Source organism: Burkholderia sp. BKH01 (assembly GCF_025685725.1).
Classification (GTDB): domain Bacteria; phylum Pseudomonadota; class Gammaproteobacteria; order Burkholderiales; family Burkholderiaceae; genus Burkholderia; species Burkholderia pyrrocinia_C.
On sequence record NZ_JAOTQT010000030.1, the window covers coordinates 1 to 26942 of the forward strand.

Sequence of the window (26942 nt, forward strand, 5' to 3'; positions counted from 1 at the left end):
CCGTGATCCAGCCGCGCTTCTCGACGAGATCGCGACGCATATAGCCGGCGAGCGCGACCGGGCCGCCAAAGCCGAAGGTGCCGAGACCCAGCATGTAGCCGACCAACTGGCCCAGCGAGTAGGTCGGCGTGTTCGTGGCGATCGTCGTGGTCATGAACGCCCCCCGGTATCGCTCTTTCCGTTCGACGCGAAGTGCGCATACAGCGAATCAAGCACCGCGCTCATCTGTTCCAGCAACTGATCGTCGTTTTCCGTGCGTTGACGTGTGCCGGCCATCACGGCCTCGAAGCCGACCGCCTCGGGTGCGGCGGTGCCACCCACGTCGAGCGCGTGCACGATCTCGCCGAGCCGCATCAGCGCCGGGTCTTTGTCGAGCCCGAAACTCGCGAGCAGCACCTCGAACGTCACGCGCTCGCCGACATGGGTGAACGCGGCGCCGTCGAAATCGAAACCGAGCCCGTCGGGCGGGCAGTCCGCCGGCGACTCGAGCCAGATGAAGCGGGCGCGCGCGTCGATGAAACGGCGAATCAGCCATGCGCTGGCAACGCGATCGACCCACATGCGCTGACGCGTCGCCCAGGTGCGGCCTTGATATTCGTCGATCGCAAGCAGGCGGATCGCGCGCTCCGCGGCGTGCGGCTCGCCCGGCGACAGGACGGTGTCGACGAGTGCGATGAAGTCCTGCAATGCGACTTCGGCGCGAGTTGCCGAGTCGCCCGGGAAGTAATCGGTCGCCCGAATGGTGTCGAAGTCTTTGCGCAGGCGGCGCAGCAGACGCGTAAGTTCCGTGGCGGACTGGCCAGCAAGCGTCTTGCGGGTGTCCGCGAGCGCCCGGGTGAAGGCGGCGTAATCCTCGTCGCGATCGAACAGTGCGCGAAATTCCAGCTCCTGCGAGGCGTCGAGGCTTGGCGCACGTAGCAGGTGTGCGGCGCCGCCGCTATCGACGATCGCGCCCGCGAGTTCGCGCAGCATGCTTTCGTGCTCCCCCGTGTACGGCAGCACGTAAACGCCGTCACGCAACACTGCGCAGCCTTTCGCCTTGAGCGCGCGCCAGAACCGCATGCGAGCCGTCGCGTTCTCCGTCGGCAGGGTCAGAACGAGGAATGACCAGGTTGAGATAGTATTCATATAGCGAATGCTACATATGCGTTACGACATCTACAAGTTAACTTTTGACGACGTGTGCCGCGGTATTGCGCTAATCGTCAGCAGGCGATGGTCAGGAGTCGTCGGGGGTTATTCGATTGGTTGACGAGTCGCTCCGCACGCCGCAGCGAGTCAGAATGCAATGGGTCGTCGTTCCGGCAAGATCGGTAGCTCAAACGACACGTTGAAAAGGGGCGGGGGGCAGCAGCACAAGGGCATCCGTCCGCGTGACGCCGAGGTGGCGCCGCGCGACGGACGAACTGAAGAGGAGCCGAGGTCGACGACGCACACGCCGCGCCGCGTGGCGAAGTCTTCCGTTCCGATGCGCACGGCATCGGTACCCGGCGCTTCCAGGCTGTCTTTCGGGCCGGCGAAGTGACTTACGGCGTCACGACAAGCGCCGTATGCATGCCCGCAACATAATGTCCCGGCTTGTTGCAGATCAGCACGTAGTGGCCGGGCGTGAGCTTGAATGACGCGCGCTTGCTCGTGCCCGGCGCGATGTCTTCGACTTCGCCTATCTTTCTCAACCGGTGCTCCAGCACCTGCCGTTTGCGGACAGGAAGTGCATCATCCGAGAGATCGGTCTTGAGCAAGACAAGTTCGTGCTCCATGTTGTTGTCCACGGCATTCTTGACATCGAACGTGACGCGACCCGCTTTCACGTTGTGTGTCTCGAGCTGGATCGAGTTCGAACGCAACGTCGCGTTGACGGTTTGCTCTGCCCAGCCTGCATGCGATGTCATGCCGAGGGCAGTCACACTGGCGAGGATGGCGATTCTGTAAGTGGCGTCCATGGCGGCCTCCTTTGCATCGAAACAACGCGCCTATCAAGCGTCGAGCGATTGTCGTAAGCGATCCCGGCAAGAACGTTCACGGGCCGACGTCGATGCGGCCATAGACACCGTCGGCTTCGTCGTTGGGTCCGGCAGCAAAGAACAGCGTATTGGCGGGTTGATTGTTGAGGCCGTTGCCGAATGAGATACCCCACAGCCCCGGCTCGACGATCGCCTTGCCATCGAGTTGCTGCAGGGTCCCGCGCAGCATGCCTGACGTCGCATCGAACGCGTGGATCATGCCGTCACCGAAGTTGCCGATCAGAATGGTGTTGCTGAAGGGGCCAAAATCCGCGGGCGCAAGCGCCATGCCCCACGGCGCGTTCAACGGTTCGCCTGAGGCGAAGCGTTGAATGAATTGTCCCGATGGGCTGAACACGTCGATCAAACCCAACCCTGCACCAGCGACGTCGTCGTGTGCTGCCGCGTCCTGCTTCGCATAAGCGACGTAAAGTTTCGAGCCGATGGCCTGAATTCCAAACGGCGCAAACCCTGCCGGCAAAGCGGGATCTTGAAATGCACCGGTCGTCGTAACCTTTGTGAAGGTCCTGTCGAAAACATCGATCCTGTTGTTGTGGAAGTCCGTTGCGTACAGGAAATTCGCGCCGTTGTTGCTGGCCATGGCGAGCCCTTTGTAGACGGCGCTGCCGTCGCTGTCGAACATAGTGACGGCCGATGTCGGATTGACGGCCGGCGACCACGCCGTGATCGTTCCACCCTCTCCGGCGAAAATGAAGGGCGCCGGCCCCGAATTTGCGCCCTGGGTCACCACGAAGTCCGACGTGCCATTGAATACGATGCCCGTGGGATTGGCGTCACCGTGCGAGCCGGCGGGGATTGTCACGACGAGCGATTGCGGCACGCCATTGCCGTCATAGAGCGTTGCGTGCTGCGTCCCGTTATCCGCGACCCAGACAAAGCCCTTGGGATTGAATGCAATGCCCCACGGATTCTTCAGGTTTGTATCCACGTGAGCCGCGGGAAGCGCACCGTCGGAAACCAGTACGCCGACCTTGTACTGACTGACGTGGGATGAACTGCCGCATGCTACGACGCTGGTCAGAACGAATGCCATCATCGCAGCGCCGAGCGTTGTATGGACCTGTTTCATGACTTGGCTCCGAACACGAATGGGACGCTAGTAAACGGACAGGTCGGTGCGTTTATTCCGCTCGTTTCGTTTGCGCGGCTACGGTGTCGGGCGCGGAACGCGACGATCAGTCGTGACGTCTATCGCCACAGAACCGTCCATCGTCGATCCTTGCGAGGACGGCCGTTCAAACTGGACAGGAGAAAACAAATGGCGCTCATGCACAAACTGAGCCTGATGGCACTGCTTTCGACGTTGCCGCTCGCGGCTTACGCGCAGGATGCGCAGTTAACCGATCCCCAGATCGCCGCGATCGTGGTGACGGCGAACCAGGTCGACATCGATGCGGGGAAGCTTGCGATAGGCAAGACTCACACGAAGCAGGTCAGGGACTTTGCAAAATTGATGGTCACGGACCACACCAGCGTGAACCAATCGGCAGTCGCGCTCGCGACCAAGCTGAACCTGAAACCTGAAGAGAACGCGACGAGCAACGCGTTGAAGAAGGGCGGAGACGACAACGCTGCCGCGCTCAAGAGGCTCAATGGCCATGAATTCGACAAGGCCTATGTCGATCATGAGGTCGCCTATCACGAGCAGGTGCTCGGCGCGATGGACAAGGCACTGATCCCGTCTGCAAGGAACGAGGAACTGAAGGGGCTGCTCGTCAAAGTGCGTCCGGCCTTCGTTGCGCACCTCGAACATGCTCGCGAACTGCAGTCGGCACTCGGTGGCGATCGTGGCAAGAAAGCTTACTGACCCCATTCAACCGCCCATGCTGTGGCGCTCGGCGTGTCGCTTCGTCATCGTCGCGGCGACGGCGGGCGCATACTCCGCCGTCGCCGCGACACACACGGTCACCATCGAGGGGATGCGCTTCAACCCCGATAGTCTGACGGTCGAGCATGGGGATAAGATCGTCTGGGTGAACAAGGACCTCGTCGCTCACACGGCGACGGCGGCGCACGCGTTCGATTCGCACGAGATCAAGCCGGATGCGTCGTGGACGTACGTCGCACGCGAGCCCGGGCGCTACGCGTACGTCTGCACGCTTCATCCAGCCATGAAAGCGACATTGACAGTCAAGGGTAAGCGATGAACGAGATGCCCGACATTCAGTTGTCGCAAGCAGACGATGGCGAGCTCGCCAGGCTCGTCGCGGCAGGGAGTCGCGCGGCGTTCGAGCAACTGATGCGTCGCTATAACCGGCGTCTCTACCGGCTCGCGCGGGCCACGTTGCACAATGACGCGGATGCCGAGGATGCGCTTCAGGATGCCTATCTCGCGGCGTTTCGCGCGATTGCGTCCTTTCGGGGCGACGCATCGCTGTCGACCTGGCTTTCACGTCTCGTGCTCAATGCATGTTTTACGCGTCAGCGTCGGAGCGCCCGGCGCGATAACATCGCGCCGATGGTCAGCACGTCGACCATCGGCGATTTCGAGCGGAACGTCATGGTCGAAGACCCAATCTCATCGCCCGATCGCGCGCTCATGCGGGCAGAGTTGCGCGCGTTGCTCGAGCGCAAGCTTGATGCGTTACCCGAGGCGTTTCGGGTCGTCTTCGTCCTGCGTTGCGTCGAGGAGTTGAGCGTCGAGGAAACGGCACAGTGTCTCGGTATACCGGAAGCGACCGTGCGTTCGCGTCATTTCCGGGCAAGGAGCATGTTGCGCGAATCCCTTGCTCAGGAAGTCGATCTGGCCGAGCGTGACGTGTTCTCGTTCGGCGGCGCACGTTGCGATCGGATCGTGGCCAGCGTGCTGGCGAGGCTCGATTCGCGCCGATAGGCTCGCACGGCACGCGCCGTGTGCTCGAGGAAACGGGGCGACGGCGAGCCGTCTCGACTGTCACCGCAGCATCTGCTGCAAGCCGTGCGGCGGCGGCGCGGCGTGCCGGCTATGCGCCGAGCGCCCCTCTCCGCATCTAATCGAAACTGACATACACGATCGCACCCCCGTACTAACCCTGATTAATAAATCTTATCGCGGTGAAAAATTCCGTATCTTATTGAACCGATATCGGCTCGATATAGTGGCTCGCTTTCCCGCACGCACCGTCCGCGTGCGACTGACACGCTGACAATCAGCAGGAGCCGCTTGATGACCACCGACGTCCGATTCACCGAAATCGAGGATCTGATGCCCGCCGCCGGCGGGCTGCGCGAGATTCGTCACCACATCCATCACCATCCCGAACTCGCGTACGAGGAGCACGACACGGCCGCGCTCGTCGCGGACAAGCTCGGGCAATGGGGCTGGCAGGTGACGCGCGGGGTCGGCAAGACGGGCGTCGTCGGCACGCTGCGCGTGGGCGACGGCGCGCGCAGCATCGGCATTCGCGCCGACATGGATGCGCTGCCGATCGTCGAGGCGACGGGCCTGCCGTATGCGAGCGGCACGCACGGCAAGATGCACGCGTGCGGCCACGACGGCCATACGACGATGCTGCTCGGCGCCGCGCAGCATCTCGCGAAGACGCGCAATTTCTCCGGCACCGTGCACCTGTATTTCCAGCCGGCGGAAGAACACGGCGTCGACAGCGGCGCGAAGAAGATGATCGACGACGGCCTGTTCGAGCGCTTCCCGTGCGACGCCGTGTTCGGCATGCACAACCATCCGGGCGCGGCGCCCGGCGTCTTCCTCACGCGGCGCGGCCCGTTCATGTCGGCCGGCGACAAGGCGATCGTCACGATCGAAGGCGTCGGCGGCCACGCGGCGCGGCCGCACCTGACGGTCGATCCGGTCGTCGTCGCGGCGAGCATCGTGATGGCGTTGCAGACGATCGTCGCGCGCAACGTCGACCCCGCGCAGCCGGCGGTCGTCACGGTCGGCTCAATGCACGCGGGCACCGCGAACAACGTGATTCCGAACGGCGCGCGCCTCGAACTCAGCGTGCGCTCGTTCAGCCCCGACGTGCGCGCGCTGCTCAAGCGCCGCATCGTCGAGCTGGCCGAAACGCAGGCCGCGAGCTACGGCGCGAGCGCGAACGTCGAGTACATCGAAGGCTACCCGGTCGTCGTCAATACGGATGCCGAAACGGATTTCGCCGCGCAGGTCGCGCGCGAGCTCGTCGGCGACGCGCACGTGGTCGAGCAGACCGACCTGCTGATGGGCAGCGAGGATTTCGCGTTCATGCTGCAGCAGCGGCCGGGCTCGTTCGTGCGGCTCGGCAACGGCGAAGGGGAGGACGGCTGCATGGTGCACAACCCGAAATACGACTTCAACGACCGCAACCTGCCGATCGGCGCGGCGTTCTGGACGCGTCTCGTGGAGCGTTACCTGGGGCGGTGATCGCGGTGGCGCGCGGCCGGCGCTTCCGGCCGTATTGAGAAGGAGACCGGAATGATGCAGAAAGACCATCTCGTACTGCACCCTGCACCGACGGTAGCCGCCGAAGCAGGCGGGCCCGCGGTTACACGGCGCGGCGCGATCGCGGCGGCCGTGATCGGCAACTGGCTGGAATTCTTCGATTTCACCGTGTACGGCTTTTTCGCGGTGCTGATCGGCAAGCTGTTCTTCCCGTCGAGCGATCCGACCACGTCGCTGCTGCTGTCGGTCGCGACGTTTGCCGCCGGCTTCTTCACGCGGCCGCTCGGCAGCGTCGTGCTCGGCGTCTACGCGGACCGCAAGGGGCGCAAGGCCGCGCTGAACCTGACGATCATGCTGATGGCGCTCGGCACGGGCCTGATCGCGATCGCGCCGACGTATGCGCAGGCCGGCATGGCCGCGCCGCTGCTCGTCGTGTTCGCGCGGCTGATGCAGGGCTTCTCGCAGGGCGGCGAATTCGGCGCGGCGACCACGACGCTGCTCGAACAGGGCGGCACGTCGCGCCGCGCGTTCCGCGCAAGCTGGCAGCTCGCGACGCAGGGCGGTGCCGCGCTGATGGGCTCGGGCTTCGCGGCGCTGCTGTCGAACACGATGACTAAGGACGCGCTCGAAAGCTGGGGCTGGCGGCTGCCGTTCCTCGTCGGCGTGCTGATCGCGCCGGTCGGCATGTATCTGCGCCGCCGGCTCGCGGACGACGCGCCCGGCGACAGCCATCACGCGATCGAGCGCGGCGTGCTGCACGAGCTGTTCTCGAAGCACACGCGCACGGTGCTGTTGCTGATGCTCACGGTGATGGGCGGCACGGTGTCGACCTACATCCTGACCTTCTACATGCCGACTTACGCGATCCATACGCTCGGCCTGCCGATGAAGCTGTCGATGTTCGTCGGCGTCGCATCGGGCTGCGTGATGCTGGTCACGTGCCCGCTGTTCGGCTGGCTGTCGGACCGGATCGGCAGCCGGCGCGTGCCGATCTTCGTCGGGCGCGGCGTGCTGGTCGTACTGCTGTTCCCGGCGTTCTGGCTGATGAATCATCATCCGACGCTGTCGGTGATCCTGCCGCTGACCGCGCTGATGCTGCTGTTCTATTCGCTCGGCTCGGCGTCGGAGATGGCGCTGATGTGCGAGTCGCTGCCGCGCCATGTGCGCGCGACGGGCATCTCGATCGCGTATGCGCTCGCGGTGACGATCTTCGGCGGCACCGCGCAGCTCATCGCGACCTGGCTCGTGAAGACGACCGGCAGCAAGCTCGCGCCGGCCGGCTACGTGGCCGCGTGCGTGGTGCTGTCGCTGATCGCGGTCGCGATGCTGCGCGAGACGGCTCGGGAGTCGATGGACTGACGCGCGGCGCGACGGGCAACTGGTGGCGGGCACGCTGTCCGATAGGCTCCGTGCAATTTCGTTCTCGTCAAATTGACCGGGCTTCCGCGCGTCACTAAATTGTGCAGCGCGGGGTTCGCTCCGTGTTCCGTGAGAAGAACGTTGCAAGAGGGTCAGAGTATTGAGCGGGCAGCTTGTGCTGCCCGCTTTTTTTTGAGCGGATTGTCGTTTCACTGATACGACAATCGAGCTGGACGCTCACCCCCGCCGCGCCACCAGCTCCGACACCGTCTGCGAGGCCTGCTGCAGCGGCCCGAGAAACTCCTTCACCATCTGCTTCGCGGTATGCCGCTGCGCATTGCCGCTGATGTTCATCGCCGCGATGATCTGCCCGCGCCGGTTGCGGATCGGCGCGGAGATCGACATCAGGCCCACTTCGAGTTCCTGGTCGACCACGGCCCAGCCTTGCTGGCGCACCTGTGCGATCGTCGCCTTCAGTTCGCCGAGGTCCGTGATCGTGCGCGGCGTGTGCGCGCGGATGTTGCTCTGCGCGAGCGTTTCGTCGAGCGCCGCGTCGTCGAGTGCGGACAGCAGCACGCGGCCCATCGACGTGCAGTACGCGGGCAGCCGGCTGCCGATCGACAGGTTGATCGTCATGATCTTGTGCGTCGGCACGCGCAGCACGTAGACGATCTCGGTGCGGTCGAGCACGGCGGCCGAGCAGCTTTCGTGGATCTGCGCGGACAACTGCTCCATCACGGGATCGGCGAGATTCCAGAACGGCATCGACGTCAGGTACGCGAAGCCGAGTTCGAGGATCTTCGGCGTGAGCCGGAACAGCCGGCCGTCGGCCTCGACGTAGCCGAGCGTCTGCAGCGTGAGCAGGATCCGGCGCGCGCCCGCGCGCGTCAGGCCGGTAGCCGACGCGACCTCGGTAAGCGTCTGCTCCGGGCGCGCCGCGTCGAAGGCGCGGATCACCGCGAGGCCGCGCGCGAACGACTGCACATAGGAGTCGCCGGGTTTCGTCTGAGTGTCTTCGGTTGTCATGAGCGGTTGGAATATCGTGCAGCCGAAAAGATAGCGCATGGGGCCTGACACGCCAACCGCACGGCGGACCGGACGCTTGACAGGTCGTCCCCGCACTCCCTATGATGCGGTGAACGTTCGATACACGATCTTATGTTCGTATATAGAACATTTGAGCGCATCCCGGCGGGTTATGCAAGGGGCGCGCCCCGTTCATTTCCCAGCCTTGTATGTGGCCGGAGCAAGCGCTAGCGCGCCAACTCTGATCGACCGCCGTGGGGCTGGAGCAAGCGCTAAAGCGCTAACTCCAGCCAACCACGCCATGGGATCGGACCAAGCGCTAAAGCGCCAGCTCTGATCGACCGCCGTGGGGCTGGAGCAAGCGCTGAAGCGCTAACTCCAGCCAACCACGCCATGGGATCGGACTAAGCGCTAAAGCGCCAAGTCCGATCGACCGCCGTGGGGCTGGAGTAAGCGCTAAAGCGCTAACTCCAGTCAACCACGCCATGAGATCGGACTAAGCGCTAAAGCGCCAAGTTCGATCGACAGGAGACACTGATGACCGAAGCTTTTCTGTGTGATGCAATCCGTACGCCGATCGGGCGTTACGGCGGTGCGCTGTCCGGCGTGCGCGCCGACGACCTGGGCGCGGTGCCGCTCAAGGCGCTCGTCGAGCGCAACCGCAACGTCGACTGGACGGCGATCGACGACGTGATCTACGGCTGCGCGAACCAGGCCGGCGAGGACAACCGCAACGTCGCGCGCATGTCGCTGCTGCTCGCGGGCCTGCCGCAGGGCGTGCCGGGTTCGACGATCAACCGGCTGTGCGGTTCCGGGATGGATGCGGTCGGCGTGGCCGCGCGCGCGATCAAGTCGGGCGAGGCCGCGCTGATGGTCGCGGGCGGCGTCGAGAGCATGACGCGCGCACCGTTCGTGATGGGCAAGGCCGCGAGCGCGTTCGCACGCCAGGCCGACATCTACGATACGACGATCGGCTGGCGCTTCGTCAATCCGCTGATGAAACAGCTTCACGGCGTCGATTCGATGCCGGAGACGGCCGAGAACGTCGCGGTCGACTACAACATCAGCCGCGCCGACCAGGACCTGTTCGCGCTGCGCAGTCAGCAGAAGGCCGCACGTGCGCAGCAGGACGGCACGCTCGCCGAGGAAATCGTTGCAGTCACGATTCCGCAGAAGAAGGGTGATCCGGTCGTGGTGTCGCGCGACGAGCATCCGCGCGAGACGTCGCTCGAAACCCTCGCGAAGCTGAAGGGTGTCGTGCGCCCGGACGGCTCGGTGACGGCCGGCAACGCATCGGGCGTCAACGACGGCGCCGCCGCGCTGCTGCTGGCAAACGAAGAAACTGCGAAGCGCTTCGGCCTGACGCCGCGCGCACGCGTGCTGGGCATTGCGACGGCCGGCGTCGCGCCGCGCGTGATGGGCATCGGCCCCGCGCCGGCCACGCAGAAGCTGCTTGCGCGACTCGGCATGACGATCGACCAGTTCGACGTGATCGAGCTGAACGAGGCGTTTGCGTCTCAGGGCCTCGCGGTGCTGCGCATGCTTGGCGTCGCCGACGACGATCCGCGCGTGAACCCGAACGGCGGCGCGATCGCGCTGGGCCATCCGCTCGGCGCATCGGGCGCGCGTCTCGTGACGACCGCGATGTACCAGCTGCATCGCACGAACGGCCGCTTTGCGCTGTGCACGATGTGCATCGGCGTTGGCCAGGGCATCGCGATCGCGATCGAACGCGTCTGACCCGCGTTACGCGGCGAAGCGACCGAACAAGCGTCGCTTCCCCGTTCCCCGAACGATGCGCGGCACGACATTCGTCGTGCCGCGCATCGTCGTTAACCGGCCTGCGATATCTGCCTGAGGCGCGCGTCGAGCGCGTCGATCTCGGTGTCCGCGAACACCTCGATGCCGTGCTCGCGCAGCAATGCCGCCGTGACACCGTCGCCCGCGTGCCGCCGGTTCGCGAAACTCCCGTCATAAATGAAGGTGCTGCCGCACGACGGACTGCCGTCGGCCAGGATCGCGAAGCGGCAATCGTGCGCGCGCGCGAGCGCCAGCGCGGCTTGCGCGCCGGAGACGAACGGCGCCGTCACGTCGGTTCCGTTCACGTCGACGATGCGTGCGGCGCCCGACAGAACCCGCTGCCCCGATTCACCATCCGCGATTTCGGCGGGCGGGCGCGGCACGCTGAAGCCGCCTGCCAGTTCGGGGCAGACGGGCACGAGACGCCCTTCGCGCCGCCACCGTTCGAGCGCCTCGTGCGCGGCGGTCTTGGCCGAGCCGTTGTAACGCACCGGATGACCGACCACGCACATGCTGACGAGGATCTTCGGCGTGGCTTGCGGCTGCGGTTCGTTCTGCAATTTCGCTCTCCGTGTCGGCTGATGGTAGCCGCGGCAAAGCGGGAAATTCTACGCGTCACCCGCATGCCGGTGCGTCAGGCCGCCGGCCCTTCCAGATGAATGTCTTCCGGCTCGAGCGCGTAAAGCGCCGGGTCGGGCGACGCGCTGACCGTGAAGCCGATCGCTCCGTCGGCGATGTCGACGCTCGTCGCATCCGCGCCGTCGCGCGCGAGGCTCGGCGTGCCCTGCCCCGCTTTGCACTGCAGGAGCCGCAGTCCCGTGACGTCGCCGAGCAGCTTGCGTTCCGTCGAGCCACCATGGCGGAAAAAGGCGGCCTGATCACCTTTATGACTGTTATGCGCGACTGTCGCCGTATTCCAGGACCGCCGATTCAGTTCATGCAAAGCCGTTTTCATCGAATTCAAATGCCGGTTGAATGAGGCAGGTCAGGCCGAATTGTTTCGCCGCGCGCGACGAATGCCGGTATTGACACGCTCCGCGTTGTGACATGCGTATCAGCGCGCGCGGCGATTATCGCCGGATTATTTGATCGAAATCATTGTGCCGGCTGAATTGCATATTTCATGAGCGCAAAGGGTAAGGTTTTCCGATGGATTGCCGACAGTAAAAAAGAAGACCGTCGTAAAGCGATAAACCGTTTTTCGGCTACTGAGCGTGATTTCAGCGCGACGCGGACGACAGATCCGCCTTTCGGAGCCTTGCATGCGCAACAACCAGCCCGTTACCCAACAAGAATTCGATTTTCCCGACGACGTCACGCTGATGTCGACGACCGATGCCGACGGCACCATCACGTATGCGAACACGACGTTCGCGCAGGTGAGCGGCTTCTCGAACGAGGAGCTCGTCGGCCAGCCGCACAACGTGGTGCGCCACCCGGACATGCCGAAGGAGGCGTTCGCCGACATGTGGGCGACGCTCCGGCGCGGCGAGCCGTGGACCGCGCTCGTGAAGAACCGCCGCAGGAACGGCGATCATTACTGGGTGCGCGCGAACGCGATCCCGGTGATGCGCGACGGCGAGCCGCAGGGCTACATGTCGGTGCGCACGAGGGCGCCGCGCGACGAGACCGCCGCGGCCGACGCGCTGTATCGCGCGTTTCGCGAAGGCAAGGCCGGCCAGCGCCGGTTCCACAAGGGGCTGGTCATTCGCACCGGGCTGCTGCGCATCGCGTCGCTGTCGCAGACGATGTCGGTGCGTGCGCGCGTTCATGCGGCGCCGTGCGTGCTGGCGCCGGCTGTCATCGGCGCGGGCTGGGCATGCGGGCTGGCCGGCGGCGGGCTCGCGGCGTTTGCCGGCGTGACGGTCGCCGTGGCGGCGGCGGCCGGGCTGTGGCTCGACGCGCAGATCGTGCGTCCGCTGAAGCGGCTGCACGATCAGGCGCTGAACGTCGCGACCGGCGAAAGCCGGCGCGGCGCGCGGATGAACCGCGTCGACGAGATCGGGATGACGCTGCGCACGATCAACCAGCTCGGGCTGATGTTCCGCTGGCTCGTCGACGACGTCAGCGAGCAGGTGCACAACGTGCAGCGCGCGAGCAACGAGATCGCGCAGGGCAACAACGACCTGAGCGCGCGCACCGAGCAGGCGGCGTCGAGCGTGCAGCAGACCGCTGCGTCGATGGCCGAGATGACGGCGACGGTCGACAGCAACGCGGAAACCGCGCTGCAGGCCAACCGGCTCTCGGTGTCGGCGAGCGATGCTGCCGAGCGCGGCGGAAAGGCGGTGAGCGAGGTCGTCACGACGATGAACGACATCACCGACAGCTCGCGCAAGATCGCCGACATCATCGGCGTGATCGACGGCATCGCGTTCCAGACCAACATCCTTGCGCTGAATGCGGCGGTCGAGGCCGCGCGTGCGGGCGAGCAGGGGCGCGGCTTCGCGGTGGTCGCGGGCGAAGTGCGGGCGCTCGCGCAGCGTAGCGCGAACGCGGCGAAGGAGATCAAGACGCTGATCGGCGCGAGCGTCGAGCGGGTCGAGTCGGGCGCGCGGATCGTCGACGGCGCGGGCAAGACGATGGAGGACATCGTCACGCAGGTGAAGCGCGTGTCGGACCTGATCGCGGAGATCAGTTCGTCGACGGCCGAGCAAAGCACGGGCGTCGCGCAGGTCGATCAGGCGGTCGTGCACCTGGACAACATCACGCAGCAGAACGCGGCGCTCGTCGAGCAGAGCACGGCGGCGTCGGAGAGCCTGAAGCAGCAGGCGACGCGGCTGGTCGATGCGGTGAACGTGTTCAGGTGATCGTCGGGCACGCGCGCGATGTGCAGGCCCGAACAGTGCATTGCGGTTGTCGCGCGCAATGTACGTTCAGGCTTCGATTCAATCGAAATGCATCAAGCGAGAAACATTCGTATTCAAGATATTGCGTTTATGCATTGAACCGATCTGAACGGATCGCGCGCGACAATCGGCCGAATGACCGTCAGACCGTTGTGCGGCCTGGATTTTTAATTCATCCATAAACAAATTATTTGGTGAAAACAAGATGATGCATATTTAATGAATATTTTCCCGTATACAGCATAATGTTTTCGCCGAATTTGCCGAAAGCGCAGGAGCCTGGCCCGCGCGCATGCGGATAGACCGCAATGCGCGGGGTCTCGAATCAATCGACAAGCGGACGCAAGATCCGCTACCCGGAGCTCCCACACCATGCGCAATAACCAGCCCGTCACGCAACGCGAATTCGATTTCCCCGACGACGCGACGCTGATGTCGACGACCGATGCCGACAGCCATGTCACGTACGCGAACGCGGCATTCATCCAGGTCAGCGGATTTTCTCCCGAAGAGATCGAAGGTCAGCCGCACAACATCGTGCGCCATCCGGACATGCCGAAGGAGGCATTCGCCGACATGTGGGCGACGCTCAAGGGCGGCGAGCCGTGGACCGCGCTCGTCAAGAACCGCCGCAAGAACGGCGATCATTACTGGGTGCGCGCGAACGCGGTGCCGGTGATGCGCAACGGGCAGCCGAAGGGCTACATGTCGGTGCGCACGAAAGCGTCGCGCGACGAGATTGCCGCTGCCGAGGCGCTGTACAAGGAATTCCGCGAAGGGCGCGCGGGCAATCGGCATTTTCACAAGGGGCTGATCGTCCGCAAGGGCATTGCGGGCTTCACGTCGCTGTTCCAGACGATGTCGGTGCGCGCGCGGCTTCATGCGTCGCTGTGCGTGCTCGCACCGGTGGTGGTGGCCGGCGGCTGGGCATGCGGGCTGGCCGGCGGCCCGCTCGCGGCGTTCGCGGCGGTGACGGCAGGCGCCGCCGCTGCCGCGGGCCTGTGGCTCGATGCGCAGATCGCGCGCCCGCTCATGCAGTTGCGCGACGAGGCGTTGCGCGTCGCGACCGGCGAGAGCCGCAGCGGCGTGCGGATGAACCGCGTCGACGAGATCGGGATGACGCTGCGCACGATCAACCAGCTCGGGCTGATGTTCCGCTGGCTCGTCGACGACGTCAGCGAGCAGGTGCACAACGTGCAGCGCGCGAGCAACGAGATCGCGCAGGGCAACAACGACCTGAGCGCGCGCACCGAGCAGGCGGCGTCGAGCGTGCAGCAGACCGCTGCGTCGATGGCCGAGATGACGGCGACGGTCGACAGCAACGCGGAAACCGCGCTGCAGGCCAACCGGCTCTCGGTGTCGGCGAGCGATGCTGCCGAGCGCGGCGGAAAGGCGGTGAGCGAGGTCGTCACGACGATGAACGACATCACCGACAGCTCGCGCAAGATCGCCGACATCATCGGCGTGATCGACGGCATCGCGTTCCAGACCAACATCCTTGCGCTGAATGCGGCGGTCGAGGCCGCGCGTGCGGGCGAGCAGGGGCGCGGCTTCGCGGTGGTCGCGGGCGAAGTGCGGGCGCTCGCGCAGCGTAGCGCGAACGCGGCGAAGGAGATCAAGACGCTGATCGGCGCGAGCGTCGAGCGGGTCGAGTCGGGCGCGCGGATCGTCGACGGCGCGGGCAAGACGATGGAGGACATCGTCACGCAGGTGAAGCGCGTGTCGGACCTGATCGCGGAGATCAGTTCGTCGACGGCCGAGCAAAGCACGGGCGTCGCGCAGGTCGATCAGGCGGTCGTGCACCTGGACAACATCACGCAGCAGAACGCGGCGCTCGTCGAGCAGAGCACGGCGGCGTCGGAGAGCCTGAAACAGCAGGCGACGCGGCTGGTCGATGCGGTGAACGTGTTCCGCTGATTGCGGGGAGGAGAGGCGACGCGGGCGCGGCGGAGAGGGGCACCGGCCCGCGTCGGACCGCCCGGTTCCGGCCGGGCGGTCAGGGCCTGTCACCGAAGCGACAGGCCCTGAACCGTCACACGGCGAGGCAGAGGTACTTGATCACGACGTAGTCGTCGATGCCGTAGTGCGAGCCTTCGCGGCCGAGGCCCGACTGCTTGACGCCGCCGAACGGCGCGACTTCGTTCGAGATCAGGCCCGTGTTCACGCCGACCATCCCGTATTCCAGCGCTTCGGCGACCTTCCACACGCGGCCGATGTCGCGGCTGAAGAAATACGCGGCCAGACCGAACTCGGTGTCGTTCGCGAGGCGGATCACCTCGTCGTCGCTGCTGAACTTGAACAGCGGCGCGAGCGGCCCGAACGTCTCTTCCTTCGCGACCTTCATCGCGGGCGTGACACCCGTCAGCACGGTCGGCTCGAAGAAGCCGTGGCCGAGCGCGTGGCGCTTGCCGCCCGTCACGACAGTCGCGCCCTTCGCGAGCGCGTCCTCGATGTGTGCCTCGACCTTCAGCACGGCCGCTTCGTTGATCAGCGGGCCTTGCGTGACGCCCGGCTCGGTGCCGCGACCGACCTTCAGCTGGCCGACCGCCGCCGCGAGCTTCTGCGCGAACTGGTCGTACACGGCTTCATGCACGTAGAAGCGGTTCGTGCACACGCAGGTCTGGCCGCTGTTGCGGTATTTCGACGCGATCGCGCCCTGCACGGCCGCATCGAGATCGGCGTCGTCGAACACGATGAACGGCGCGTTGCCGCCGAGTTCCAGCGATACCTTCTTGACCGTCGCCGCGCATTGCGCCATCAGCAGGCGGCCGACCGGCGTCGAGCCGGTGAACGACAGCTTGCGCACGATCGGGTTCGACGTCAGTTCGCCGCCGATCGCCTTCGGGTCGCCCGTGACGACGCTGAACACGCCGGCCGGCACACCCGCGCGCTCGGCCAGCACGGCCATCGCGAGCGCGGAGAACGGCGTTGCCTCGGCCGGCTTCACGACGATCGGGCAGCCTGCGGCGAGCGCCGGGCCGACCTTGCGCGTGATCATCGCCGCCGGGAAGTTCCACGGCGTGATCGCCGCGCACACGCCGATCGCTTCCTTCGTCACGACGATGCGCTTGTCGCTCGCCGGCGTCGGGATCGTGTCGCCGTACACGCGCTTGCCTTCTTCCGCGAACCATTCGAGGAACGACGCCGCGTAGCCGATCTCGCCCTTCGCCTCGGCCAGCGACTTGCCCTGCTCGGACGTCAGGATCAGCGCAAGATCGTCGGCGTTTTCCATCATCAGGTCGTGCCACTTGCGCAGGATGACCGCGCGTTCCTTCGCGGTCTTCTTGCGCCACGCCGGCCATGCGGCGTTCGCGGCGTCGATCGCGTGACGCGTCTCGGCCGTGCCCATCGCCGGCACGGTGCCGAGCAGGCCGCCCGTCGCCGGGTTGCGGACTTCGAACGCCTCGCCGTTCGTTGCGCCTTGCCATTCGCCGTTGACGTACGCCTGCTGGCGGAACAGCGACGGGTCCTTCAGTGCCAGGGTTTCTTGAACAGTGCTCATGCCGGTGTCTGCTTTGAAGATGACGGATGAAAAGGCCGCCGCCGTCGTGACGACGGCGGCGGCGCATTCAGTTGACGGGAACTCAGGCCGGCACGCCGACCGTTTCCTTCAGCACTTCCTCAAGGATCACGAGCGCTTCGTCGAACACGGCTTGCGGGATCGTCAGCGGGAACAGGAAGCGCACGACGTTCGAGTACACGCCGCACACGAGCAGCAGCAGGCCGCGCTCAAGCGCACGCGCCTGCACGCGCTTCGTGAATTCCGCATCCGGCTCGCCCGAGCCCGGCTTCAGGAACTCGACCGCGACCATCGCGCCCGGGCCGCGCACGTCGGCGATCTGCGGCACGTCGGCCTGCAGCGCGTTCAGCTTTGCCTTCAGCACGTCGCCGAGTTGCGTGGCGCGCTCGCACAGCTTCTCTTCGTCGATGATCTCGAGCACCGCGTGCGCCGATGCGACTGCCAGCGGGTTGCCCGCGTACGTGCCGCCGAGGCCGCCGGGCGCTGCCGCGTCCATCACGTCCGCACGGCCGACGACGCCCGACAGCGGCATGCCGCCCGCGAGGCTCTTCGCCATCGTGATCAGGTCGGCCAGCACGTCGTAGTGCTGCATCGCGAACAGCTTGCCGGTACGCGCGAAGCCGGTCTGGACTTCGTCGGCGATCAGCAGGATGCCGTGTTCGTTGCAGATCTTGCGCAGCGCGCGCACGAACTCGGCCGGCGCCGGGTTGAAGCCGCCTTCGCCCTGGACCGGTTCGAAGATGATCGCGGCGACGCGCTTCGGATCGATGTCGGCCTTGAACAGCATCTCGATCGCCTTGATCGAGTCGGCCGTCGTCACGCCGTGCAGCGCGGTCGGGTACGGTGCGTGGAACACGTCGCCCGGGAACGGGCCGAAGTTCAGCTTGTACGGGGCGACCTTGCCGGTCAGCGCCATGCCCATCATCGTGCGGCCGTGGAAGCCGCCCGAGAACGCGATGACGCCCGGACGGCCGGTCGCGGCGCGCGCGATCTTGATCGCGTTCTCGACGGCTTCGGCGCCGGTCGTGAAGAACGCGGTCTTCTTCGGGAAGTCGCCCGGCGCGCGTGCGTTGATCTTCTCGGCCAGCTCGACGTACGACGCGTACGGGACGATCTGGTAGGCGGTGTGCGTGAAGCTGTTCAGCTGATCCGAGATCGCCTTGACGATCTTCGGGTGGCGGTGGCCCGTGTTCAGCACCGCGATGCCGGCGGCGAAATCGATGAAGCGGCGGCCTTCGACATCCCACAGTTCCGCGTTCTCGGCGCGGGCTGCGTAGAAATCGCACATCACGCCGACGCCGCGCGGGGTAGCGGCGTTCTTGCGGGCCTGCAGGTCGGCATTCTTCACGGTCATCTCCTTGATGTTCTTTCCGGTGAGTAGAAAATCGGGCGCGTTGGCAGCCCATGGAGGCGACTATAATCACATTTGGCTCTGGCAATCAGAGCCATTTCAATAAATATTCAGGAGCCAATCATGCGTGCGAGCGTGTTGTCGGACTGGCTGGCGCAGCGCCTCCTGCGCGGCGGCGAACAGCCGATCTACCGGCAGCTTCACCGGCTGCTGCAACAGGCGATCCTGTCGCGCGAACTGCCGGCCGGCACGCGCGTGCCGTCGTCGCGGCTGCTGGCCGCCGAGCTCGGGATCGCGCGCAACACGGTCACGCAGGTTTACGAACAGCTTGCGCTCGAAGGCTATGTGAACTCGGCGACGGGCCGCGGCACGTTCGTCGCCGACAGCGCGCCGGACGAGATCGTCGGGGCGCCGCCCGACGCAGCGGCCGGGCCGGCCGTCGTGGTGCCGTCCGCGCGGCGGCTGTCCGCGCGCGGCACGCGGCTCGTCGACGGAGCCGGCGTGTCGAAGCGCCAGGGCGGCGCGTTCATGCCGGGCGTGCCCGATGTGTCGCGATTTCCGGCGCGCGTGTGGACGCGACTGCACAACAAATACTGGCGGCGCCTGCGCCCCGACCTGCTGACCTATGCGCCGGGCGGCGGGCTCGCGCTGCTGCGCGAGGCGCTGGCCGACTACCTGCGCACGTCGCGCTCGGTGCGCTGCACGCCCGAGCAGATCGTGATCACGACCGGCATCCACCAGTCGATCGACCTCGCGGTGCGGCTCCTGACCGACCCGGGCGACGCGATCTGGACCGAGGATCCGTGCTACTGGGGCGTGCGCAGCGTGCTGAACGTGTCGGGGCTGACCACTCGGCCGATCCCGGTCGACGACGAAGGCATCGCGCCGTCGGCCGCCGATCTCGCGGAACCGCCGAAGCTGATGCTCGTCACGCCGTCGCACCAGTATCCGCTCGGGATGGTGATGAGCCTCGCGCGGCGGCGCATGCTGCTCGAATACGCGCGCCAGCACGGCTGCTGGATCATCGAGGACGACTACGACAGCGAATTCCGCTACGGCAGCCGGCCGCTCGCGTCGCTGCAGGGTCTCGATACGGCCGGGCAGGTGATCTACGTCGGCAGTTTCGGCAAGACGCTGTTCCCCGGGCTGCGGGTCGGCTACCTGGTCGCGCCGGAACCGCTCGCGGAAAGCTTCGCGACCGCGAGCGCCGAGCTGTATCGCGAAGGGCAGTTGCTGCAGCAGGCCGTGCTCGCCGAATTCATCGCGGAAGGGCATTTCGTGTCGCATATCCGCAAGATGCGCACGCTGTACGGGCAACGCCGCGAGGTGCTGCTGGATGCGGTCGCGCGCCGCTACGGCGACACGCTGCAGGCGCTCGGCAGCGACGCGGGGCTGCATCTCGTCACGCAATTGCCGGAAGGCGTCGACGATCGCGCGGTCGCGCAGGCCGCGCTCGAGCGCAATATCGTCGTGCGGCCGCTGTCCGGCTATTACGCGGATCGCGGGCGCGCGGCGTCGGGGCTGCTGCTCGGTTATGCATGCGTGCCGGAGGACGAGATCGCGCCGGCATTCGCGACGCTCGCGGAGGCGATCGACGAGCGGGCGTTCGGCGGGGTGGCGGTGGCAGCGTAAGCGGCGTATCCAACGACAGCATCGCGATGCGATGCCTGTCGTCGACGGGCGACGGAGCGATGCTCTCCGCAGCGCGGAGAGCATTCGCGTTTTGCCGTGCCGCTGAATCTCAATACCCGATCCACACCGCGAACGTCAGCACGACGCACGACAGCGCGAGCAGCGTCAGGAACAGCGGCAGCACGAAGCGGATCCACGCGCCGAAGTCGACGCGCGCGGTCGCGAGATACGCGAGCAGCATCCCGGACGTCGGTGTGACGAGGTTCGTCAGTCCGCCGCCGAGCACGAACGCGAGCACCGACGTCTGGCCGCTCACGCCCGAGAGCTGCGCGATCGGCCCGATGATCGGCATGCTGACCGCGGCCTTGCCCGACACGGACGGGATGAACACGTCGAGCACCATCTGCACGCCCATCAGCCCGTTCGCGACCCATACCGGCGATTGCCCGTCCGCGAGTCGCGTGAAGAAATGGATCAGCGTGTCGAGTACGAGGCTGTTCTGCAGCAGCAGTTCGACCGACGCGGCGAGCCCCATCAGCAGCGCGGCGAGCATCATGTTCTTCATCCCGTCGACGAACGCATCGGCCGCGCTGCGCGAATCGAGCCGGCCGATCACGGCCGTCGCGATGCTCACGGCCGCGTAGAACGCCGCGAGTTCGACATTGCCCCATTTCAGTTCGCGCGTGCCGTAGATCAGCATCGCGACGGCCGCCGCAAATACGACCAGCGTTGCCTTGTGGCGCAGCGACAGCTTCGCGGTTTCATGCGCGGCGTTACCCGCCGCGGTTTGCCCCGCTCGGTAGCCGGTGTTGCGCACGTGGCGCAACAGGTACAGGATGCCGATCGTCAGGAATACGACGAATACGGCCGCGCGCAGCGCGACGCCGCTGAACAGCGGCACGCCGACGAGCGGCTGCGCGACGGCGAGCGCGAGCGGGTTCGTGACCGACGCGATATAGCCGATCTTCGCGGCGATCGCGACGAGCGCGACCGCGAACAGGTCGGACAGCCCGAGGCGCCGCGCGATCACGACGACCATCGGAATGATCACGAGGTATTCGGAGATGAAGCCGAGCAGCGTGCTGCCGAGCCCGATCAGGATCATCAGCATCGGCGTCAGCAGGTACGCGTTGTTGCCGGTGAGCTGCAGCAGCCGGTCGATGCCGGCATCGACGACGCCGGTGCGGCGCATCACGCCGAACATCCCGCCGACGAACATCACCATCACGATCAGCGGCGCGTTCTTCAGCAGGCCTTCCGGTACCGCGACGAATGCGGATACGAGGCTCGCCGGCAACGCATGCGCGGACGTGCTGTGGCTGACGGCCGGTGCGACGAGCGTCGCGAGCGCGGTCGTCTTCGGCACCACCTGGTAGGTGCCCGGCACGACGAGCCGGCCGTTGCGCTCGAAGTGGCCGGAGTCGACGATCCACGTGAGTGCGATCGCGGCGGACAGCACCCACAGCATCATCACGACCGGGTGCAGCATCTTGCCGTGCGGATGCAGCGCGTGGCCGGCGTTCGCCGCCGGATCGCCGGCCGCCGGATCGTCGGCCGCGAGCGCGGGGGTGTCGGCGCCGTGCGCGCCGGCCGGGTTCGGGGAAGAGGCGGACATTGGATCCTCGTCGGTTCGTCGGTGAAGGGGGCGGGCCGTCAGGCCGGTTGCAGCGCGGCGCGCGCCGGGACGTAGCCGAGTTCGGCGGAAATGGCGTGGCTGCACGCCTGCAGGCGTTCGAGATAGTCGGGAATGTCGGCGTGGCTCACGCGCACCTCGGGCCCCGTCACGCTGACCGACGCGACCGTCGCACCCGTCAGGTCGCGCACCGGCACCGCGATCCCCACCGCGCCGGGCGTCACTTCGCCGCTGCTGACCGCATAGCCCTTGCGTGCGACCGCGTCGAGTTCGCCGGCGAGTTTCGGCTGATCGTCGGCCTGCCCGGTCCTGCGCAGTTGCACGAAATACTCGTCGCGCACCGCATCGGGCGCGAACGCGAGCAGCACCTTGCCCGATGCGCCGAAATTGATTGGCCGGCGGTTGCCGACCGAGCCGACGGTGCGCACCGCATGCGTCGTTTCGCAACGCGCGACGCACACCGATTCGAGCCCTTCGCGCACGCGCAGCACGATGGTTTCGTTGATCGCCTGGTTGAGCGCGAGCATGTGCCGGTGCGCGGCGCGCACCAGCGCGTTCTGCTGCGATGCGGCCACGCCGATCACGAACGCCTGCGGGCCGAGCGCATAGGTGGACGTGCGTGGGTCCTGCACGACGAACCGGTGCAGTTCGAGCGTGCACAGCATCCGGTACGTGCGCGACTTGTTGATGCCGAGTTGCGACGCCAGTTCGGTCACGCCGAGGTTCGGATGCTCGGCCACGTAGGTCAGCAGCTTCAGCGCGCTGTCGACGGCGTCGACGATGTAGGTCGTCATGCGGTATCTCCCGGCGCCGCGACGCGCGCGCGGACGTAATCGGCGAGCGCGTCGAGATACGCGTCGACCGAGCGCTTCAGCGGGGCGAAGCCCGCGTGTTTCGCGAACGCGGCTTCGTCCATGTAGAGCGTGCGGTTGAATTCGATCTGGATGCTGTGGCGCTGCCGTGCGGGGTCGGCGAGTGCGGTCAGCAGATCGCCGCCCTGGTACGGGTCGTTGATCTGCACGCGATAGCCGGCGTCGGCGAACCACTGCGCAGTCCATGCGGTGAAGGCCGGGTCGGCGGTCGTGCCGCGCCGGTCGCTGACGATGACGTCGGGCCGCAACGCGCCCGCGTCGATGTTCATCGCGTTGCCGCGCGACTTCATCGAATGGCAGTCGATATGCCACAGCGCGCCGTGCGCGGCATGCAGCGGCTCGGCGATGCCGGCGAGCGCGCGGCGGTACGGCAGGTAGTACGCGTCGATCCGGTGGCGCACTTCGGCGAGCGTTAGCTTGCGGTCGTACAGCGGCACGCCGGGCAGCGCGTCGCGCCGGATCAGCCCCATCCCGCGCTGCGTGTACGGCTGCGGCGAAAGCGGCTCGGGCCACGGCTCGGCGAGCAGCGTCGCGTCGATGTCGGTTGCCGCGCGGTTCGGATCGATGTAGGCGCGGGGGAACGTCGCACCGAGCAGCGTGCCGCCGTACGCGGCGGCGCCGGCCCACAGTTCGTCGATGTAAGCGTCCCACGTCGTGCGGATCGCGTCGTGCGGCGCGACGGGGGAAAAGTCGGGCGGATAGGCGATGCCGCTGTGCGGCGAATCGACGACGATCGGCAGCGCGGGCACCGTCGGCTGCGCGACGAAATACGCGGGCGATTCGCCGGCGGTCGCGTTGTTGCAATTAAACGTCAGCATGGGGATCAGGTTCTTTACCTAGTTTCTTGAAGCGTCTCGTCTGTTTGTTTTAATGATTAAAACAGCGTATCAATATTTCACAACGGCAGAAAATCGCGGTCAAGGGCTTTTTTTGATGCCGGGATTGCGCGCTGTGATCGGCTTGTAATGCCCGTAGATATTGAATTTGTTTCATTCTTCGAAACGCGTTGCAAGTCAGGCCGTTTTGACTCCCGTGAGTGATTTTTGGCATGGCTTGACGCTTCAAATCGCCGAAATCGACAATTAATAAGACGATGTTTTAGTCAATAAAACACGTCGCGGGCGAAATAAATCGCTCCCCATATTCAATCGACAAAAGGGGTCGGAGATGAAACGGAAAGAGATGGCGATCGCGCTGGCAGGCATCGCAATCGCGGCGGGTGCGACGCACGCACATGCGCAGTCGAGCGTGACGCTGTATGGCGTCGTCGATTCGGGGATCACGTACACGAACAACCAGAACGGGCATGCCGCGTGGCAGGCGACCGGCGGCAACGAACAGGGCACGCGCTGGGGGCTGCTCGGCAAGGAAGAACTCGGTGGCGGCACGCGCGCGGTGTTCCGGCTCGAGAACGGCTTCAACATCGAGACCGGCGCCGCGAGCCAGGGCGGGCGGCTGTTCGGGCGCCGCGCGTACGTCGGGCTGGAAAACGACCGCTGGGGCACGCTGACGATGGGCCGCCAGTACAACGCGGCGCAGGAAGTGCTGGAGCCGCTGCAGATCGGCGCGACCACCGCGCTCACGCAGTACGCGCTGCATCCGTTCGACACCGACGACCTGAACAACACGTTCCGCACCAACAACTCGGTGCAGTACCAGACGCCCATGTGGTATGGGCTGCGCGCGGTCGGCCTGTACGGCTTCTCGAATTCGACGTCGTTCGCCGAGAACCGCGTGTGGAGCCTTGGCGCGAGCTACGAGAACGGGCCGTTGCGACTCGGCGCGGCGTATGTGCGCGTCGACCATCCGGCACTCGACACGACCGGCGCGGCGGCGTCCGACAACTACTACACGTTCATCAAGGGCGTGACGCGCCAGCAGATCTGGGGTGCGGGCGGCGCGTATGCATGGGGTGCCGCGACGTTCGGGCTGCTGTACACGAGCTCGCTTTTCAACCTGCAGACGGGCGGCGCGATGCGCTTCATCAACTACGAGGGCAGCGTGCGCTACCTGATGACGCCCGCGCTGCAGTTCGCGCTCGGCGAAACCTACACGCAGGTGCTCGCGTCGCAGGGGCCGAAGCCGAGTTCGCACTACCTGCAGACGAGCGTCGGCGCGCAGTATTTCCTGTCGAAGCGCACCGATATCTACGTGAATGCGTTCTACCAGCGCGCGTCGTCGAACACGGTGGCCGCGATCGAGGGGATCTCGAATCCGTCGAGCACGCGTACGCAGATCGTCGCGGTGACGGGCATCCGTCACAAGTTCTGACTTGGCATGCCGCGGGCGCGCGTTGCTTCTGCTTAAAGCCGGATCAGCGCCGCGCCCGCAACCACCAGCGCGCACGCGGCGAGCCGCTGCGCGCCGGGCCGCTCGCGCATCACGAACCAGCCGATCGCGACCGCGAAGATCGAACTCGTTTCGCGCAGTGCCGACACGGTCGCGACCGGCAGGTGCCGGTACGCGAGGATCACGATCGCATACGCGGCGAGCGAGATCGTGCCGGCGATCGCACCCTGCTTGAGCGCGGTGCGCGAGCCGAGCACCGCGCGCGGGCCGCCGCGCACTGCGCAGACGAGCACGAGCTGCGGCACGCTCCACAGCAGGTACACCCACGCGATGTAGCCGAGCGCGCTGCCGGACACGCGCGAGCCGATCCCGTCGCAGATCGAATACGCGGCGATGAACACGCCCGTGAGCAGCGCATACGGCACGCCTTCCCCGGAGAACCTGAAGCCGCGGCGCAGCGCGAGCGACATGATGCCGAACGACACGAGCGCGATGCCGGCGAAGCCGAACGGCGTCGGCCGCTCGTGCAGCACCACGAACGCGAGCACCGACACGAGCAGCGGCGACATCCCGCGCGCGATCGGATAGATCTGCCCGAACTCGCCGCTGCGGTATGCGCGCGCGAGCGTGAAGCAGTACGCGACCTCGAGCGCGGCCGATGCGACGACATACGGCCAGGCGGCGGGCACCGGCGCGGGCAGCAGCGCGGCGCCGGCGATGCCGAACGCGAGATACGGCAGCGACATCGTGCCGAGCTGCACGAGCCGGTCTTCGCTGACGTGCAGAAACGCGTTCCAGATGGCGTGCAGCAGCGCGGAGCACAGCACGAGGCCGATGAACAGGTGATCCATGAATGAAGGGGCGGACGAAGGCAGGCGCCGACAATTATGTGGGTATCGGGCGCGCTCGCGCGGAATTGTCGATAATGGAGCGTTGTTATTCACCGGATGCCGACGATGACCGAAGCCACCCAAGCCCAGCCTGCCGTTCCGCGCCTCACGAGCCTGTCGCACGGGGGCGGCTGCGGCTGCAAGATCGCGCCGGGCGTGCTGTCCGAGCTGCTGAAGCGCGCGACGCCGCCCGCGCTGTTCCCGGACCTGCTGGTCGGTACCGAGACGTCCGACGATGCGGCCGTCTACCGTCTCAACGACGAGCAGGCGATCGTCGCGACCACCGACTTCTTCATGCCGATCGTCGACGATCCGTTCGACTTCGGCCGCATCGCGGCGACCAACGCGCTGTCCGATGTCTACGCGATGGGCGGCAAGCCGATCCTCGCGCTCGCGCTGGTCGGGATGCCGATCAACGTGTTGCCGCACGAGACGATCGCGGCCGTGCTGCGCGGCGGCGAATCGGTGTGCGCGGACGCCGGCATTCCGGTCGCGGGCGGCCATTCGATCGATTCGGTCGAGCCGATCTACGGGCTCGCGGCGATCGGCGTCGTGCATCCGTCGCGCGTGAAGCGCAACGCGGCCGCGCGCGCGGGCGACGTGCTCGTGCTCGGCAAGCCGCTTGGCGTCGGCGTGCTGTCGGCCGCGCTGAAGAAGAACCAGCTCGACGCCGCGGGTTATGCGCAGATGGTCGCGACGACCACCAAACTGAACCGGCCGGGCACAGAGCTCGCTGCGTTGCCGGGCGTGCATGCGCTGACCGACGTCACGGGCTTCGGGCTGCTCGGCCATACGCTCGAACTGGCGCGCGGCGCGCATCTCACCGCGCGCGTGCACTATGCGTCGCTGCCGTGGCTCGCGGGCGTCGAGGCGTTCGTCGCAGACGGCGTGTTCACGGGCGCGTCGGGCCGCAACTGGGCCGCGTACGGCACGGATGTGCGCCTGGCCGACGGGCTGCCGCCCGTCGCACAGGCACTGCTGACCGATCCACAGACGTCGGGCGGCCTGCTCGTCGCATGCGCGCCCGAGGCCGTCGACGAAGTCCTCGCGTGCTTCCGTGCCGACGGCTTCGACCGCGCGGCCGTGATCGGCGAGATGGTGGACGGGCCGGCGCGCGTCGACGTCGCCTGACGCGGATTTTCCACGCCGGATCGTGGTGCGGTCGCTAGAATCGATGTCTTCCATCGAACGCATCGACGACCGATGAACGACTTCCTGTTCGGGCTGATGATCGCGCTGTCGGTCGGGCCCGTTGCGCTGGCCGAAGTAGAAGTCGACTTCGACGGGGGCGATGCGAGGAGGTATGTGGCCGGGCATTCGTTCCTGCCAACCAGATAGCATTCCTG

The 26942-nt window shown here is 66.2% G+C and carries 24 protein-coding genes and 1 pseudogene; 12 read left to right on the top strand and 13 right to left on the bottom strand.

Going from position 1 to position 26942, the window contains the following annotated elements; all coding sequences use genetic code 11:
• From OEJ37_RS30100 to OEJ37_RS30115, 4 genes are all read right to left on the bottom strand, one after another.
• On the bottom strand, nt 1–154 hold a 154-nt coding region (locus tag OEJ37_RS30100; protein WP_411859299.1), incomplete at its 3' end, for a chromate transporter.
• Nucleotides 151–1128 (bottom strand): chromate resistance protein, encoded by a 978-nt coding sequence (locus OEJ37_RS30105; protein WP_263348285.1) that lies wholly within the window; start codon nt 1126–1128, stop codon nt 151–153. The genes OEJ37_RS30100 and OEJ37_RS30105, both read right to left, overlap by 4 nt.
• A gap of 398 nt (nt 1129–1526) precedes the next feature.
• Nucleotides 1527–1943, bottom strand: a complete 417-nt coding sequence (locus OEJ37_RS30110; protein WP_263348287.1) for a plastocyanin/azurin family copper-binding protein — start codon at nt 1941–1943, stop codon at nt 1527–1529.
• A 76-nt stretch (nt 1944–2019) separates the two neighbouring features.
• Nucleotides 2020–3093, bottom strand: coding sequence for a TIGR03118 family protein (locus OEJ37_RS30115; protein ID WP_263348289.1), 1074 nt, complete (start codon nt 3091–3093; stop codon nt 2020–2022).
• 189 nt (nt 3094–3282) lie between these two features.
• On the opposite strand from OEJ37_RS30115, the gene OEJ37_RS30120 reads away from it, so the two are divergent.
• The 5 genes from OEJ37_RS30120 to OEJ37_RS30140 all read left to right on the top strand — a co-directional run bounded on the left by OEJ37_RS30120 (nt 3283) and on the right by OEJ37_RS30140 (nt 7737).
• Nucleotides 3283–3831: a DUF4142 domain-containing protein gene (locus OEJ37_RS30120; RefSeq protein WP_263348293.1), complete on the top strand. Its 549-nt coding sequence runs from the start codon at nt 3283–3285 to the stop codon at nt 3829–3831.
• A 16-nt stretch (nt 3832–3847) separates the two neighbouring features.
• A complete protein-coding gene (locus OEJ37_RS30125) occupies nt 3848–4171 on the top strand; it encodes a cupredoxin family copper-binding protein (RefSeq protein ID WP_411859300.1) in 324 nt (107 codons plus the stop codon).
• The gene (locus tag OEJ37_RS30130; protein ID WP_263348295.1) at nt 4168–4857 is read left to right on the top strand and encodes an RNA polymerase sigma factor; all 690 of its coding nucleotides are present in this window, start codon (nt 4168–4170) and stop codon (nt 4855–4857) included. The genes OEJ37_RS30125 and OEJ37_RS30130 overlap by 4 nt, the downstream gene beginning before the upstream one ends.
• A gap of 312 nt (nt 4858–5169) precedes the next feature.
• On the top strand, nt 5170–6360 hold the full coding sequence (locus OEJ37_RS30135; RefSeq protein ID WP_174419130.1) for a M20 aminoacylase family protein: 1191 nt from the start codon (nt 5170–5172) through the stop codon (nt 6358–6360).
• A gap of 54 nt (nt 6361–6414) precedes the next feature.
• A complete protein-coding gene (locus OEJ37_RS30140) occupies nt 6415–7737 on the top strand; it encodes an MFS transporter (RefSeq protein WP_174419216.1) in 1323 nt (440 codons plus the stop codon).
• A 237-nt stretch (nt 7738–7974) separates the two neighbouring features.
• Here the strand turns inward: OEJ37_RS30140 and OEJ37_RS30145 are convergent, their stop codons facing one another.
• Entirely contained in the window at nt 7975–8802 is an 828-nt protein-coding gene (locus tag OEJ37_RS30145; RefSeq protein WP_411859297.1) for an IclR family transcriptional regulator, read from the bottom strand.
• 498 nt (nt 8803–9300) lie between these two features.
• On the opposite strand from OEJ37_RS30145, the gene pcaF reads away from it, so the two are divergent.
• Nucleotides 9301–10503, top strand: coding sequence for a 3-oxoadipyl-CoA thiolase (pcaF, locus tag OEJ37_RS30150; RefSeq protein WP_175917083.1), 1203 nt, complete (start codon nt 9301–9303; stop codon nt 10501–10503).
• Between the two features lie 92 nt (nt 10504–10595).
• Here pcaF and OEJ37_RS30155 read toward each other — a convergent pair whose 3' ends face one another.
• The gene (locus OEJ37_RS30155; RefSeq protein WP_263348302.1) at nt 10596–11123 is read right to left on the bottom strand and encodes a DUF523 domain-containing protein; all 528 of its coding nucleotides are present in this window, start codon (nt 11121–11123) and stop codon (nt 10596–10598) included.
• A 116-nt stretch (nt 11124–11239) separates the two neighbouring features.
• Nucleotides 11240–11518: pseudogene (locus OEJ37_RS30160) on the bottom strand (SAM-dependent methyltransferase); the annotation flags it as partial.
• Nucleotides 11519–11825: 307 nt separating this feature from the next.
• Between OEJ37_RS30160 and OEJ37_RS30165 the strand changes: the two are divergent.
• Both OEJ37_RS30165 and OEJ37_RS30170 read left to right on the top strand, forming a co-directional pair.
• On the top strand, nt 11826–13370 hold the full coding sequence (locus OEJ37_RS30165) for a PAS domain-containing methyl-accepting chemotaxis protein (RefSeq protein WP_263348304.1): 1545 nt from the start codon (nt 11826–11828) through the stop codon (nt 13368–13370).
• A gap of 411 nt (nt 13371–13781) precedes the next feature.
• Nucleotides 13782–15326, top strand: coding sequence for a PAS domain-containing methyl-accepting chemotaxis protein (locus OEJ37_RS30170; RefSeq protein ID WP_263348307.1), 1545 nt, complete (start codon nt 13782–13784; stop codon nt 15324–15326).
• Nucleotides 15327–15441: 115 nt separating this feature from the next.
• On the opposite strand, the gene gabD is transcribed toward OEJ37_RS30170, so the two are convergent.
• Together gabD and OEJ37_RS30180 are read right to left on the bottom strand one after the other, a co-directional pair.
• Nucleotides 15442–16911: an NADP-dependent succinate-semialdehyde dehydrogenase gene (gabD, locus tag OEJ37_RS30175; protein WP_263348310.1), complete on the bottom strand. Its 1470-nt coding sequence runs from the start codon at nt 16909–16911 to the stop codon at nt 15442–15444.
• An 82-nt stretch (nt 16912–16993) separates the two neighbouring features.
• Nucleotides 16994–18277 carry a 4-aminobutyrate--2-oxoglutarate transaminase gene (locus OEJ37_RS30180; protein ID WP_105391109.1) on the bottom strand — a complete coding sequence of 428 codons (1284 nt, stop codon included), beginning with the start codon at nt 18275–18277 and terminating at the stop codon, nt 16994–16996.
• Between the two features lie 126 nt (nt 18278–18403).
• On the opposite strand from OEJ37_RS30180, the gene OEJ37_RS30185 reads away from it, so the two are divergent.
• Entirely contained in the window at nt 18404–19912 is a 1509-nt protein-coding gene (locus OEJ37_RS30185) for a PLP-dependent aminotransferase family protein (protein ID WP_263348323.1), read from the top strand.
• Between the two features lie 109 nt (nt 19913–20021).
• On the opposite strand, the gene OEJ37_RS30190 is transcribed toward OEJ37_RS30185, so the two are convergent.
• The 3 genes from OEJ37_RS30190 to OEJ37_RS30200 are packed head-to-tail and all read right to left on the bottom strand — an operon-like array spanning nt 20022 to nt 23235.
• Nucleotides 20022–21527, bottom strand: a complete 1506-nt coding sequence (locus OEJ37_RS30190; RefSeq protein ID WP_263348325.1) for a YfcC family protein — start codon at nt 21525–21527, stop codon at nt 20022–20024.
• A gap of 38 nt (nt 21528–21565) precedes the next feature.
• Nucleotides 21566–22339, bottom strand: coding sequence for an IclR family transcriptional regulator (locus OEJ37_RS30195; protein ID WP_263348327.1), 774 nt, complete (start codon nt 22337–22339; stop codon nt 21566–21568).
• The gene (locus OEJ37_RS30200; RefSeq protein WP_263348329.1) at nt 22336–23235 is read right to left on the bottom strand and encodes an N-formylglutamate amidohydrolase; all 900 of its coding nucleotides are present in this window, start codon (nt 23233–23235) and stop codon (nt 22336–22338) included. Before OEJ37_RS30200 ends, OEJ37_RS30195 begins: the two co-directional genes overlap by 4 nt.
• 349 nt (nt 23236–23584) lie before the next feature.
• Between OEJ37_RS30200 and OEJ37_RS30205 the strand changes: the two genes are divergently transcribed.
• Nucleotides 23585–24688 carry a porin gene (locus tag OEJ37_RS30205; RefSeq protein WP_263348331.1) on the top strand — a complete coding sequence of 368 codons (1104 nt, stop codon included), beginning with the start codon at nt 23585–23587 and terminating at the stop codon, nt 24686–24688.
• A gap of 32 nt (nt 24689–24720) precedes the next feature.
• On the opposite strand, the gene OEJ37_RS30210 is transcribed toward OEJ37_RS30205, so the two are convergent.
• Complete coding sequence (locus tag OEJ37_RS30210; protein ID WP_263348332.1) at nt 24721–25557, bottom strand: DMT family transporter; 837 nt, start codon at nt 25555–25557, stop codon at nt 24721–24723.
• Nucleotides 25558–25662: 105 nt separating this feature from the next.
• Between OEJ37_RS30210 and selD the strand changes: the two genes are divergently transcribed.
• The gene (gene selD / locus OEJ37_RS30215) at nt 25663–26727 is read left to right on the top strand and encodes a selenide, water dikinase SelD (protein WP_175917076.1); all 1065 of its coding nucleotides are present in this window, start codon (nt 25663–25665) and stop codon (nt 26725–26727) included.
• Nucleotides 26728–26799: 72 nt separating this feature from the next.
• Complete coding sequence (locus tag OEJ37_RS30220) at nt 26800–26934, top strand: hypothetical protein (RefSeq protein ID WP_263348334.1); 135 nt, start codon at nt 26800–26802, stop codon at nt 26932–26934.
• Nucleotides 26935–26942: the final 8 nt, after the last annotated feature.